This is a genomic window from Streptomyces sp. NBC_01275, from assembly GCF_026340655.1.
Taxonomy (GTDB): Bacteria; Actinomycetota; Actinomycetes; order Streptomycetales; family Streptomycetaceae; genus Streptomyces.
The window spans coordinates 476760-489559 of sequence record NZ_JAPEOZ010000001.1 but is presented as its reverse complement, the minus strand read 5'-3'; the positions used below and the strand labels follow the sequence as shown (position 1 = coordinate 489559).

The 12800-nt window shown below is 73.2% G+C and carries 10 protein-coding genes; 3 read left to right on the top strand and 7 right to left on the bottom strand.

Annotated features, from left to right (window positions below; translation table 11 throughout):
• Positions 1–113 precede the first annotated feature (113 nt).
• Positions 114–1238, top strand: coding sequence for a PLP-dependent cysteine synthase family protein (locus OG562_RS02115; RefSeq protein WP_323187466.1), 1125 nt, complete (start codon positions 114–116; stop codon positions 1236–1238).
• Positions 1239–1248: 10 nt separating this feature from the next.
• On the opposite strand, the gene OG562_RS02110 is transcribed toward OG562_RS02115, so the two are convergent.
• On the bottom strand, positions 1249–1719 hold the full coding sequence (locus OG562_RS02110) for an SRPBCC family protein (RefSeq protein ID WP_266392941.1): 471 nt from the start codon (positions 1717–1719) through the stop codon (positions 1249–1251).
• A gap of 57 nt (positions 1720–1776) precedes the next feature.
• Positions 1777–2616: a DeoR/GlpR family DNA-binding transcription regulator gene (locus OG562_RS02105; protein ID WP_266392938.1), complete on the bottom strand. Its 840-nt coding sequence runs from the start codon at positions 2614–2616 to the stop codon at positions 1777–1779.
• Positions 2617–2970: 354 nt separating this feature from the next.
• Here OG562_RS02105 and OG562_RS02100 point away from each other — a divergent pair, with 354 nt between their 5' ends.
• Entirely contained in the window at positions 2971–5205 is a 2235-nt protein-coding gene (locus OG562_RS02100) for a hypothetical protein (RefSeq protein WP_266408960.1), read from the top strand.
• A gap of 29 nt (positions 5206–5234) precedes the next feature.
• Here the strand turns inward: OG562_RS02100 and OG562_RS02095 are convergent, their stop codons facing one another.
• The 4 genes from OG562_RS02095 to OG562_RS02080 form a co-directional block, all read right to left on the bottom strand.
• Positions 5235–7673: a right-handed parallel beta-helix repeat-containing protein gene (locus OG562_RS02095; RefSeq protein ID WP_266392935.1), complete on the bottom strand. Its 2439-nt coding sequence runs from the start codon at positions 7671–7673 to the stop codon at positions 5235–5237.
• Between the two features lie 108 nt (positions 7674–7781).
• Entirely contained in the window at positions 7782–8387 is a 606-nt protein-coding gene (locus tag OG562_RS02090) for a hypothetical protein (RefSeq protein ID WP_266392932.1), read from the bottom strand.
• Between the two features lie 220 nt (positions 8388–8607).
• Positions 8608–9432, bottom strand: a complete 825-nt coding sequence (locus OG562_RS02085; RefSeq protein ID WP_266392930.1) for an MOSC domain-containing protein — start codon at positions 9430–9432, stop codon at positions 8608–8610.
• A gap of 41 nt (positions 9433–9473) precedes the next feature.
• Entirely contained in the window at positions 9474–9908 is a 435-nt protein-coding gene (locus OG562_RS02080) for a DUF6643 family protein (protein ID WP_266392928.1), read from the bottom strand.
• A gap of 314 nt (positions 9909–10222) precedes the next feature.
• On the opposite strand from OG562_RS02080, the gene OG562_RS02075 reads away from it, so the two are divergent.
• Positions 10223–11551, top strand: coding sequence for a TerD family protein (locus OG562_RS02075; protein ID WP_266408957.1), 1329 nt, complete (start codon positions 10223–10225; stop codon positions 11549–11551).
• A 21-nt stretch (positions 11552–11572) separates the two neighbouring features.
• Here the strand turns inward: OG562_RS02075 and OG562_RS02070 are convergent, their stop codons facing one another.
• On the bottom strand, positions 11573–12766 hold the full coding sequence (locus OG562_RS02070; protein WP_266408954.1) for a glycosyltransferase: 1194 nt from the start codon (positions 12764–12766) through the stop codon (positions 11573–11575).
• Between the last annotated feature and the right edge of the window lie 34 nt (positions 12767–12800).

The window sequence follows — 12800 nt, the reverse complement described above, 5'->3', positions numbered from 1 at the left end:
CTTTGAGGGTCCCAAAGGTGTGTTTATGCAGGTGAGAAGCGTGTGGAAGGTGTTTATGATCGATGCGTCGGCTGCGCGACACGCCGTCGGCGCCCCCTCTGAAGGAGCCCGCCGTGACCACCCCCCAGCAGACCAGGACCGGCGCCACCCTCGACGTCGACCACAGCGACGGCATCTACCGGGACTGGCTGAAAGAAGCCGTCCGCAAGGTTCAGGCGGACGCCAATCGATCGGCCGACACCCACCTGCTGCGTTTCCCGCTCCCCGAGAAGTGGGGCATCGACCTGTACCTCAAGGACGAGTCGACCCACCCCACCGGCAGCCTCAAGCACCGACTCGCCCGCTCCCTCTTCCTCTACGGCCTGTGCAACGGCTGGATCCGGCCGGGCCGCCCGGTGATCGAGGCGTCCAGCGGCTCGACGGCCGTGTCCGAGGCGTACTTCGCCAAGCTGATCGGCGTGCCCTTCATCGCCGTCATGCCGCGCACGACCAGCCCCGAGAAGATCCGCCTGATCGAGTTCCACGGCGGACAGTGTCACTTCGTCGACGACTCGCGCACGATGTACGAGGAGTCGGCCCGCCTCGCGGCGGACGGCGGGGGCCACTACATGGACCAGTTCACCTACGCGGAACGGGCCACGGACTGGCGCGGCAACAACAACATCGCCGAGTCCATCTTCCGCCAGCTGGAGTTGGAGCGGTACCCGGAGCCCGCGTGGATCGTCGCCACGGCCGGCACCGGCGGCACCTCCGCGACCCTCGCCCGCTATGTCCACTACACCCAGCGCGACACCCGCGTCTGCGTCGCCGACCCCGAGAACTCCTGCTTCTTCGAGGGCTGGACCACCGGCGATCCGGACGTCACCTGCGACTGCGGCTCCCGTATCGAGGGCATCGGCCGACCTCGTATGGAGCCCAGCTTCGTGCCCGGGGCCGTCGACCGGATGATGAAGGTCCCCGACGCGGCCAGCATCGCCGCCGTACGCGCGCTGGAACAGGCCATCGGCCGCAAGGCGGGCGGCTCGACGGGCACCGGGCTGTGGAGCGCGCTCAAGATCGTCGCCGAGATGGTGGCCGACGGCCGCCAGGGCAGCGTGGTCACCCTGCTGTGCGACCCGGGCGACCGCTACCTCGACAAGTACTACTCCGACGCCTGGCTGGCCGAGCAGGGCCTGGACATCGCCCCGTACACCACGGCCATCGAGTCCCTGCTGGCCACGGGCGTGTGGCAGGACTGACCGGCCGACCCTAGGGAGCCAGCCGGCGGTCCAGGCGCGTCACCGCGTCCCGGAAGGCCCGCCCCAGGCCCGACCGGGCCAGCCGCAGCACGGCCCGCACCGCCCCTGACCCGTCCGCGGCGAACGTCCACTGCACCCGCGTCCCCGTACCGGCCGGCGTCAGCCGCCACTCCTCGACCAGGGCCCGCAGGCCCGGCGCGTTGGCGAGATCCACCCGGTAGGCGTACACCTCCGGCGCCTTCGCCGCGAGGACCGTCTCACGAAAGCGCCCACCGCCCTTGAGCCGTACGTCGCGCCCCGCGCCGCCGTCGAGCGGCTCGATGGAGGTCACGGCGGGGAACCACTCGGACCAGCCGGACACGTCCTCGGCGAGGGCACGGAAGACCTGCTCGGGGGAGGCGGAGACCTCCCGCGCGAAGACCAGCCGTACGGGAGCCGTCCCGACGAAGTCCAGCTCTTCGGGCCGCAGTCGGTGAGCCATGCGCGCTACCTCCTCAGGACGAGGAAAAACGGGGGCGCCACCCTAGCCGCCGACCCGTCAGATGTCTGCACCCAGGTCGGACTCGTCGGACTCGCCCGCGACCACCAGCCGCCGCAGATGCTCGGAGATCTCCGCGCGCGCCGCGCCCGGCAGCCCGGCGTCCGTCACCAGCGTGTCGACCTGCTCCAGCGTCGCGAACGAACTCAGGCCCACCACACCCCACTTGGTGTGGTCGGCGACCACCACGACCCGGCGCGCCGACTGCACGAGCCGCCGGTTGGTCTCGGCCTCCGCCAGGTTGGGCGTCGACAGCCCCGCCTCGGCCGATATCCCGTGCACGCCGAGAAACAGCAGGTCGAAGTGGAGCGCGGCGATCGCCTGGTCGGCGACCGGGCCCACCAGCGAGTCGGACGGCGTGCGCACCCCGCCGGTCAGCACGACCGTCGCCGCGCCCTGCCGCTGACCCGAGGTGCGCTGCGCCACGTGGAAGACGTCGGCCACCCGCACCGAGTTGGTCACCACGGTCAGGTCCGCCACGTCCACCAGGTGATGCGCCAGCGCGTACGTCGTCGTACCGCCCGACAGCGCGATCGCGCTGCCCGGGGCCACCAGCGCGGCCGCCGCCCGCGCGATGTCCTCCTTGGCGGTCAGCTCCAGCCCCGACTTCGCCTCGAAACCGGGCTCATGGGTGCTCGCCTCCACGACCGGCACCGCACCGCCGTGCACCTTCTCCAGGACGCCCTGGCGGGCCAGCGCGTCGAGGTCGCGGCGGACCGTCATGTCCGACACGCCGAGCTTGCGGGTCAGCTCGTTGACCCGGACGCCGCCACGACGCCGTACCTCGTCCAGGATCAGGGCGCGGCGCTGCTCCGCGAGGAGGTTCTGATTCTCACTCACGTACGCTCCGGTCCTTTCCCTCAACCGTCCGACAGGCCCGCTCACCTGCTCTGACGAGGATATTCCCACCGCGCGGCGGTGCGCGGGCGTCCCATCCTCGCACGACGGCCCGACCACCGTGCCACCGCCCCGACGCGTGCATGCCATCAGCGAGCTGTGCGGAGGCTGTGACACGGATCGGGGAGATTTCACGGCATCAGGGTTAGGACGCCCGCGCAGCGGAGATCCTGTGCCCGCGCGGACACATGACGACGGCGTGTCACGGGGGAAGTGCGAACGGTGGAACCTGCCTCTGCGGACAGAGCGGCCCTGGAACTCCGGGTGCACGGCGTGGGCGGGGCCACGCCGGAGAAGATGCTGAACGATCCGCGCACCGTGCGGATCACCGGCGACGACACGGCGGCCGTCTTCCGGCGCGCCGCCGACGTCACCGCGGACACCGCGGCCGACGCCGGCGCGACCGACGGCGACCGCGGCGCACCGGTGCCCGAGGCCTACGTCTGGTGCAACCTCACCTCCGGCAACGGCACCCGCGCCCTGTGGCTGCTGCTCCTGCCGTTCATGGTGGTCAACCTCGCCCACTGGATGCGCCCCGCCGCCCGCGAAGGCGCCCGCGGGGTCCGCCTGTACGGACTGCTCGTGCGGCTCGCGGGCCTGAGCCTGACCGTGCTGCTCGTCGCCGCGGCCTGCGAGGTCGCCCTCGACCTGACCGCCTGGCAGTGCGCGGGCACGGCCGCGTGCGCCGAGCGCCACTCCTGGCTCGGCTTCCTCTCGCCCACGGTCTCGGACGGCGGCTGGTGGAGCGCCCCCGGCCGCCGCCTCGCCCTCGCGGCCCTGGTCCCCACCGCCCTCACCGGCCTGCTCTGGTACCTCTCCCACCGCACCTGGCGGGCGTACGAGTCCCAGGAACCCCCGCGCCGCGCGCCCGAGCCCGAGAACCGGCCCGGCCAGACCGCGCTGAGCCGACCCGGCTTCTGGTTCGGGCGCCGGCTGGTGGCCCGGCTGCGCGCCGCGCACACCGCGGCGGGACTGCTGACGGTGGCCGCGGCCGTCGGCACCGCGGCAGCCCGCCAGGACCACAGGACCGGCGGCCCCGCCCTCCTCGACGGCCTCGGCCGGCTCCTGGAACTCGCGCTGGCCGGCAGTGCGCTCGCCGTGGTGTGGGTGGTCTGCCGCCGCGGCCGCAGCGACCGCCGCCTGGACCGCCGTATCGACGCCCGCCTCGTGCACCGCCTGCCGCTGACCGCCCTCGTCCTGCTCGCTCTCACCCTCGTGTACGCGGGATGGGAGCGCCCCGGCTGGCGCTCCGCCGGCCGGCTCCCGGGCGACACGACCTTCGGTGGAATCGCCCTGGCCCAGGGCGCGCTGGTGATCGCGCTCGCCGTGGTCGCGCATGTCCTGCACCGCACCTCTTCGGCATGCGCCGGCGCCGGCGAGGAGCGCTGTGCGCTGCGCGGTCTCGGGGGGCCCGCCGTCGCGATGCTGGCCTGCGCGCTCGGCGGGGTGATGTCCGGCGGGGTGTCCCAGCGGGTCTCGGACTGGCTGGACGGCACCGGGACCTCCCTCGACGGCCCGCCGGTCCTGCTGACCTGGCAGGCGTCCGTGATCCCGGTGCTGCTCGTCGTCCTGCTCGTGGTGTGCGGGCTGCTCGGCCGCCGCACCTGGCGACTGACCCGGGCCGAGCGCGCGGCGGTGGCCCGCGAGTACGACGCCGAGCCCGGCGATGCGGCCCGGACCGGCCGGATCGCCCGCGCCCGCGCGATGGCCGCGCTCACCGACCGGGGCCCGCTCCTCGTCGCCGTCACCGCCGCCGCGACCCTGCTGCTCGGCGCGGGCGCCCTCGTCGGCGCGTTCGCCGACGGGCAGACCCCGGTCGGAGCCACACGGGACGCCCCGGCACTGGTCCAGGGGGTCGCCCAGGCCGCACAGGCGCTCGGCTCCTGGCTGATCGGGCTCGGCTTCCTGCTCTTCGTCACCTGGGGACGGCGCGCCTACAAGGACGCCTCCGCCCGGCGCACCATCGGCATCCTCTGGGACGTCGGCACCTTCTGGCCACGCGCCGCCCACCCCTTCGCCCCGCCCTGCTACGCCGAGCGCGCGGTGCCCGACCTGACCTGGCGCATCGCCACCTGGACCCGCGCCACCGGCGGCCGTCTGATCATCTCCGGCCACTCCCAGGGCAGCGTCCTCGCGGCCGCCGCGGCCTGGCAGCTCAAACCCTCCGACCGCAGCCGGGTCGCCCTGCTCACCTACGGCTCCCCGATCGAGCGCCTCTACGGCCGCTGGTTCCCCGCCCACTTCGGCCCGGCCGCACTCGCCGCCCTCCACCAGGACATCGACTGCTGGCGCAACCTGTACCGGCTCACCGACCCGATCGGCGGACCCGTACGGGTGCCCGGCGACGAGCACGGCCCCGAGGTGGACCGCGCGCCCCTCGCCGACCCGCTGGCGTACGGCCGCACCGAGGAACACCCGCTGCCCGCGCCCGTCCTGGGCCACTCCGACTACCAGGCGGACCCGGCCTTCGCGGAGGAACGACGGCTGCTGCTGGCGCGGCTGAGAGCGGAGGTACCCCTCCAGCGCACCTGAGCGGAACAGGAGGCCAGCGGGCCAGCGGGTCAGGGCAGTTCGGGGAGGTCCTCCGCGTACAGCAGGGTCAGGTCGTCCGTGCTCGGCTCCACGACCTGGGCGACCCGGCTCGCATGCCGCTCCACCATCGCCTCGAACGTCTGGCGCGCGGTACGGCCGTTGCCGAAGGCGGGGCCCTTCGGCAACTCCGTGAAGTACTTCAGGAGAGCCTCGGCGACGCCCGGCGCGAGCCGGTACTCGTGCTCCTCGGCCTGCTGCTCCACGATCCGCAGCAGCTCCTCGGGACCGTAGTCGCCGAAGGTGATGGTCCGTGAGAAACGGGACGCCACACCGGGGTTGACCGACAGGAAGCGCTCCATCTCGGCCGTGTAGCCCGCGACGATCACGACTACGGCGTCCCGCTGGTCCTCCATCAGCTTCACGAGCGTGTCGATGGCCTCCTTGCCGAAGTCACGCCCCGCGTCCTCCGGCGACAGCGCGTACGCCTCGTCGATGAAGAGCACTCCGCCGTGAGCCCGCTGGAAGGCCTCCTGGGTGCGGATCGCCGTGGAGCCGATGTGCTCGCCGACCAGGTCGACGCGGGACACCTCGACGAGATGGCCCTTCTCCAGGACGTCGAGGGCGGCCAGGATCTCGCCGTAGAGCCGGGCGACCGTCGTCTTGCCGGTGCCGGGGGAGCCGGTGAAGACCAGATGCCGCTTGACGGAGGCGGCCTTGAGGCCCGCCTGCTGCCGGCGGCGGCCCACCTCGATCATGTCGATCAGCGCCCGCACCTCGCGCTTGACGCTCTCCAGGCCGACCAGCGTGTCCAGTTCGCCCAGCACGTCCTTCGACGTCCGCACCGATGTCTCCGCCTCCAAGGCGGAGGCGGGCTGCGGCTCCGGCAGCACGCGCTGCTCGGGGAGCGTGCCGAGCAGCCCCGGCGACTGGGCGCTCGTCAGCACGGCCGCCGTCGACGAGGCCGGCGTCCGTACGCCCGCGCTCTCGTCGCTCGTGCAGTCCTCGACCACGGGCCCCGATCCGGGCGTGGCGTCGGCGCCGGCGTCCGCGAACTCGTAGCCCCCGCGCGCGCAGCGCTCCGTACGGCATCTGCGCAGCGTCGTACGGCTGCCGTCTATCACGTGGAAGCCGTAGCCGCCGCTGTTGGTGACACGGCAGTTCAGGAAGCTGCCGCGGCCGCCGGCCGACACATAGAAGCCGGCCTCGGCGGGGGAGTCGACCGTGCAGCGCTCGACGGTGGGGTCGGCGCCCTTGGTGACGATCACGCCGGTCTGGGTGCCGTCCACGGTGCAGTTGTTGAGGGTGCCGCCGCTGCCGTGGTCGCGGAACCACGCGCCGGTCGCCGCGTCCCGGATCCGGCAGTCGTCGAGCTGGGCGGTCGCGCCGTCGCTCACCGACACGGCCGTGTTGCGCACCTGGGAGAGATCGCTGTCGACGACGTCCGCGCGGGAGCCGCGGTCGAGGACGAACAGGGCGTCCGGCACGTCGTGCACCCGGCAGGAGTCCAGCACCACGGTCGCGCCGTCGCTGACCCAGACGGCCGGATAGTCGCCGGTGCTGTCGAAGATCTCGCACTGGTTGGCGTCCACGCGCGTGCCCGGGTCCCACACCGACAGCCCGTTGCGCCCGAACTGACGCACCGTGGTGCGCGTGAGCGTCAGAACGGAGCGGGAGCGCAGGTCGATCGCGTTCTCCGGGATGTCGTGGATCCGGCAGTCGGCCAGCGTGACCACCGCGTCCGTGTCGAGCGTGACGCCGTCGGCGGTGGTGCGGTGGACGTCGCAGTCGGTGAGGTGCGCGCTGGCCCTGGCCGTGATCTGGACGCCGCTGCCGCGGACCTCGTAGACCTCGCAGCCCACCGCCTCCAGCGCGGAGTTGTCGCCGGTCGCGCTCAGCCCCGGCCCCGAGGCGTGGTGGATCCGGCAGCGCTCCAGCCGGGGATGCCCGCCGCCGCGCACGGCGACGCCGGCCTGACCTGCGGCGACGACCTCGCACTCCTCGAAGACCCCGCCGCCGCCCTCGACCACGGCGATGCCGATGCCCGCCGGATTGTCGACCGTGCACCGCCGGACCGTCGGGCGGGCGCGGTCGCGCACCTCGATGCCGGCCGCGGACCGTGTCACGATCCGCAGGTCCAGCAGCTCGGGCGTGCCCTCCTCGACGAGCACCGCGGGCGCGGCCGCGTCCTGGCCCTCCACGTGCAGGTCCTGCACCACCGCGGAGGCCCGAACGGTCAACGGCACCCCGTCCAGGGGCGCGATGCGCACGGAACCGGGGGAGCCCTCCGGGCCGCGCAGGGTCACCGACCGCTGCACGACGAGGTTCTCCCGATAGGTGCCGGGAGCGATGGTGAGGACGTCGCCCTCGGCCGCGGCCTCCAGGGCGGCGGCGAGCGATGCGTACTCACCCGTGCGGCGCCGCCACCTCGATGTGCCGGTGTGCGTCACCTGGACCGTGCCCTGTGCCATGGCGTTGCTGTGCCCCCACCTTGTCGTACACGGGTTGATGCCCGAATGCTTCGGCCGGTCCACCGTAGCGTGCGCGCGGGTGGTGGGTTGACCAGAGAGGGAAGGCCGTCAGCTGCCGGCGCCGGTGCGGCCCCAGTCCGGGCCCGCCCGGTCCCATGCCTGGTCCCAACGGGCGTACCGGCGGCGGACCATGCGCCAGACGATCACCCGTCGGGCGCCCTCGACCGCTCCGGCGGTGAGCAGGGCCGCGCCGAACCCGGCGAGGACGGCGTGCGTCGTCGCCGTGGCGGAGTCCAGCGGCCGGGCGGCCGGCCGGCCGTGCTCGTCCGTCCATATCGCGAAGTGGTCGCCGCGGTGCGGCACTCTGAGGCCGGCCAGGACCGTGCCGTGCTGCGCGGTGCCGTCCGGGGCGGTCCAGTCGGCGACGACACGGGCCCGCTCGTCCCGCCCGGAGGGTGTCTCGGGGTCCGCCTCCAGCGGTGAACCGCCCAGCGTGCGGACGACGCTGGCCGTGACCTCGTGGCGGGACTGGCGCTGTTCGCGGACCGTCCGTTGCAGGGTGTCCTGCGCGACCTCGCCGACCAGGGCGCCCACGACGGGCGCGACGAGCAGGATGAGCAGCAGGGCCGACAGCGCCACCCACGCCTCGACCAGATCCGTCGTACGACGCAGCGGGTTGTGCCGCCAGCGTCGGAGTCCGCCGATTGCTCGCACCGTCCCGCACCCCCTTCCCGCTCCGTGATAACCCCCGTCGGAGTCGTTCACGCGCGGGCCCGGTCAAAGAGAGAGCGAAATCACCTGTTGCCGGGACCTTTCATGAACTTCTCACGACAGCCCAACGCTTCGGGGCCGGGCGGAGGTTCCCGCGGCGTCGCGTCGCCGCGGAACACGGCCGGATCCACCGCACCCGCGACCGGATCCACTCGGTCACGATCTACTCGATCACGCGGACCGGATCGCCGACCCGGATCGTGCCGCGGGACAGGGGCACCAGATTCTGCCCGAAGACCAGCTTGCCGCCGATCCGGCGATGTCGGCCGAGGGTGTGCAGAGGCTCCTTGCCGCGCCCCGCGGTGGTCTGGTCGGTGGTGGTCACGACGCACCGCCCGCAGGGCTTGGCGACCCGGAAGGGCACCTCGCCGATCTCCAGACGGGACCAGCCGTCCTCGGCCCAGGGGCCGGTGCCCGCCACGACCGCGTTCGGCCGGAACCGGTCCATCGGCAGCGGGCCCTCCGCGGCGTGCTCGCCCTGCGCGATCAGCGAGTTGAGGGCGTCGAGCGAGGAGGCCGCGGCGACCAGCAGCGGATATCCGTCGGCGAAGGTCACGGTCTCGCCGGGCAGCGCGTGGTCCGGGTCGACGGGCCGGCGTGTCGCGGGGTCGTCCATGTGCACCAGACGCACCTCGGCGCCGACGTGGGCGCTGCACCAGGCGTGCGCGACGGAGTCCGCGAGAACCCCCTCCACCTTGTCGCGGAAGATCTCCACCGAGACCGTGCCCACCGGATCGGGCGCCGCCACGGACAGCGGCTCCAGACCGGGCGCGGACAGCCGGACGCCGCCGCCGGGCAGAGGCTCGGCGGCGGCCAGCGCGAGGCGCGGCTGCTGACGTTGTGTGACGACCTTTCCCCCGTCGTCGATCAACGCCCACCGTCGGTCTCCGGCCAGCCCCCAGGGCTCCACGACGGCCTTCCGGAGCGTCAGACCCCGGAACGCCTTGACCGGATGGACGTGAATCGACAGCAGCTGCGCGTTCCCCATGGAGTCATCCTGCCAGCCGGCACGGACGACCCCGGGTGGGCTCAGTAGCCGCGGTACTGCTGGTTGTACGGGTCCTGGTACTGCTGCGGCGCGGCGGGCCGGGGAGCCGCGGGGCGCATCGCCTCGTAGCCCGTGCCGGGACCCGCCGGGCGCGGCTGCTGCGCCTGGGGACCGGGGTAGCCGCGCGGCGCGGCGGCCTGCGGCGGGATGTACGCCGCGGGGGCCTGCTGCAGCGGGGCGGGCTGCTGCGCCTGCGGGTAGCCGCCGTAGAAGGGCTGGGACGGGGCCGCCGGGAGGGCGGGCAGCGCCGAGGGCAACGCGGGCAGGTTGCTGACGCCCATGTCGTACGCGGCGGGGACCCGGATCGGGGCGATCTGCGGGGTGCCCCGCTCGGCCACGAGCGAGTCGTAGATCGGAGTGTCCGGGAAGGAGGCGGAGTAGTAGCCGCCGCCATAGGTGGAGCGGGGGGAGGTCATGGCACATAAGTTAAGCCCACGATGTGCTGGTTGGGGAGACCGATAAGAGGGTTGATTTCCGTGTCGGCAGGGGCCTTGGAGCGCCAATGCGAGCGAACGTGGGAAAAAAGGACGACAATCATCGTTCAAATCGTGTAAAGGCCGAGTTCCGGGCGGGTTACCAGCGGTTGGACGAGGTCGGACGGGCGCGATCCTGTGCCGCCGGTGGGCGTTCGCCGTCCCGCGCAATAGGTTGGCGGGGTAGACAAACCCGAGAGGTACCGGGACGTGCGGCCTGGTGCACCGACAGACAGCTGATGGGGGCGGACATGTCAATGTCGAAAGGGGCCAATGTCCCTGTGCCGACGACGGCACTACGGGTCGAGCTCGGATGGCGCTCGGGCCCCGGCGTGCCCGACACGGACGCGTCGGCGCTGCTGCTCGTGGGCGGAAAGGTCCGCTCCGACGCCGACTTCGTCTTCTACAACCAGCCGGCGCACTCCTCCGGCGCGGTCCGCCACGAGGGCAAACGGGACGCCGGCGGCCGGGTGACCGACACCCTGCTCGTCGATCTCGCGCGCGTGGAGCCCGCGATCGAGACCGTCGTCCTGGCCGCCTCCGTCGACGGGGGCGCCTTCGCCCAGGTGCCGGACCTCTACATCGAGGTGCGGGACGCGGCGCAGGGCGCCTCCGTGGCCCGGTTCGACAGCACCGGCGCGACCGTCGAGACGGCCTTCGTGCTGGGCGAGTTCTACCGCCGCCAGGGCGCCTGGAAGTTCCGGGCCGTCGGACAGGGCTACGGCAGCGGCCTGGAAGGCCTGGCCACCGACTTCGGGATCACCGTCGACGAACCGCAGCAGACGGCGCCGCCGGCCGCACGGCCGGCCCCGGTCCCGCCGCCCCCGCCGATGCCGCAGGCCCCGCCGCCGCCCACGCAGCCGTGGCCCTCGACGCCGTACACCGCGCCCCCGCCCGTCCACCACGCCCCGCCCCAGCCCCCGCCGCCGGCCCAGCCCACCGCACCGGTCCGGCTGACCAAGGTGACGCTCACCAAGGCCGCCCCGTCGGTGTCGCTCGCCAAGCAGGGCGGCACCTCGGGCGCGATGCGCGTGAACCTCAACTGGGAGGTGCGCAAGCAGTTCTCGGGGTGGGGCAGCAAGCGCGGTCGCGCGGTCGCGCTGCACAACGACCTCGACCTCGACCTGTGCGCCCTGTTCGAGCTCGCCGACGGACGCAAGGGCGTCGTCCAGGCCCTCGGCAACGCCTTCGGCTCGCTGCACCAGCCGCCGTACATCCACCTCGACGGCGACGACCGCACCGGGGCCGTGTCGAGCGGCGAGAACCTCACCGTCAACCTCGACCACCTCAGAGACTTCCGGCGCATCCTCGTCTTCGTGACCGTCTACGAGGGTGCCCGCTCCTTCGCCGACCTGCACGCCACCGTGACCCTGCACCCGCAGTACGGCGCCCCGATCGACTTCTCCCTGGACGAGTGCACGGTCCCCTCGACGGTGTGCGCGCTCGCGCTGATCACCAACACCGGCGGCGACCTCGTCGTCCAGCGCGAGGCCCGCTATCTGGTGCCCGAGCGCGGGGTGAGCCCGCAGCGTACCGTCGACCACGCCTACGGGTGGGGCATGAACTGGACCCCGGGCCGCAAGTGAAGCAGGCCGGTGCTCACCAGGTCAGCTCTCCTCGGTGACCGTGTCCGGACGCGCGTAGGTGCGGCCCTTCCAGGCCGCACCTCGCCCCCGGTAGTGCTGCACCGCGGAGTCGACCGTCATCAGGAGATAGAGGAACGCGGTGAACGGCAGCAGCGGAGCGAGCCACAGCGGCTGCCGGTAGTAGCGGAGCATCGGGATGTACGTCCCCGTCATCACCAGCCACGCCAGGCCGCCCAGCACCGCCGTGACCCCACTGCCGACGGCGACACCGGCGAGCAGGGCGAGCGGCGGCGCCAGGTAGACCAGGGCGAGCCCCAGCACCGTGCCCGCCAGCACCAGCGGGTTGTGCCGCAGTTGCGCGTAGGCGCTGCGCGAGACCATCCGCCACAGGTCGGGCAGCCCCGGGTACGGGCGCACGCTGTCCACCCGGTCGGCCAGGCCCAGCCAGACACGGCCGCCCGCCCCCTGCACGGCCCGCGCGAGCGCCACGTCGTCGATGACGGCGTGCCGGATGGCGTCCGGGATCCGGGCCCGCTCGGCCGTCTCGGCGCTCAGCAGCACACAGCCGCCCGCCGCGGCCGTCGTACGCGACCCGCGCCGGCCGATCCGGCGGAACGGATAGAGCTGCGCGAAGAAGTAGACGAAGGCCGGGACGACCAGCCGCTCCCAGACGCTCTCCACGCGCAGCCGCGCCATCAGGGAGACGACGTCGAACCCGCCGGTGCGGGCCGCCGCCACCAGCTCGCGCAGACTGCCCGGCGCGTGCGCGATGTCGGCGTCCGTCAGGAGGAGATAGTCGGGCTCACGCACGCGTGCCAGCGCGATGCCGTGCCGCACCGCCCACAGCTTGCCGGTCCAGCCCGCGGGCGGCTCGCCCGGCGAGTCCACGGTGAGCGGCAGCCCGCCGTGGTGCCGCGCCAGCTCGCGCGCCAGCGCCCCGGTCCCGTCGCGGCTGCCGTCGTCGACGAGGAAGACCTCCGCCCGCCCCGGATAGTCCTGCGCCAGCAGCGAGGGCAGGCTCGCGGGCAGCACCGCCGCCTCGTCGCGCGCGGGGACCACGACGCAGACCGACGGCCACGCCTCGGGTTCGCTCCGCGGCGGCAGCCGTACGTCCGTGCGCCAGAAGAAGCCCTGACAGAGCAGCAGCCACAGCCAGGCGGCGAGAGACACGGCGGCGATCCACACGAAGACGCTCACGCGGGCAGTCTGCCCCACCCGGTCCGGCCGCAAGAGCACATCGTCTATGGTG